This is a genomic window from Bacillus sp. JZ39 (assembly GCF_053903145.1).
Map to the genome: position 1 here is coordinate 1760352 of NZ_CP096389.1, position 797 is coordinate 1761148.

Annotated in this window: 1 protein-coding gene; it reads left to right on the top strand. The window is 43.2% G+C overall.

Annotated features, from left to right (window positions below):
* Positions 1–4: 4 nt before the first annotated feature.
* Positions 5–754, top strand: a complete 750-nt coding sequence (locus M1D65_RS09160; protein ID WP_064671401.1) for a polyketide synthase — start codon at positions 5–7, stop codon at positions 752–754.
* Positions 755–797 lie beyond the last annotated feature (43 nt).

The following is a 797-nucleotide window of genomic DNA, read 5'->3' on the forward strand; positions in this document are numbered from 1 at the left end:
CATCATGACGCATTCTGTTGTAGAGCTTATCGAAATTGAATCCGCCATTATTCAGGTAAAGATGCAAGATCGCACTCATAAAAACGCGTTTTCACAAGAACTTACAGATGGTTTAATTCAAGCGTTTGAATACATACGGCAGAACCCCAAATACAAAGCGGTTATTTTGACAGGATATGATAATTATTTTGCTTCAGGAGGAACGCAAGAAGGACTGCTTCGAATTCAACAGGGATTGACCAAGTTCACTGATGACAATCTTTATTCTCTGGCGCTGGATTGTGAGATTCCAGTTATTGCGGCAATGCAGGGCCATGGAATTGGAGGCGGCTTTGTCATGGGGCTCTTTGCTGACATAGTCATTCTGAGCAGGGAAAGCGTGTATACGGCTAATTTTATGAAATACGGATTTACTCCTGGAATGGGCGCTACCTTTATCGTTCCTAAAAAACTGGGTTTCAGCCTGGCCCAGGAAATATTATTGAATGCGGGCAGCTACCGCGGAGCTGATCTTGAAAAAAGAGGGGTTCCCTTTAAGGTGCTGCCCCGTACAGAAGTGTTAAATTATGCAGTGGAGCTGGCGCAAGAATTGGCGGAAAAGCCGAGAAACTCACTGGTTACACTGAAAGATCATTTGGTTGCCCCGCTTCGCGATCAGCTGCCGCGCGTCATTGAACAGGAATTGATGATGCATGAGAAAACATTTCATCATGAAGAAGTCAAAAGTAGAATCAAAGGTTTATATGGTAATTAACTGAAATATATATAAATTTTGCAGGTGAAATGGAGGCAGCGTG

Bases quoted from the DNA above. Each gene is read 5' to 3' on its own strand.
- M1D65_RS09160 (WP_064671401.1), top strand. From the start codon at position 5: ATGACGCATTCTGTTGTAGAGCTTATCGAAATTGAATCCGCCATTATT.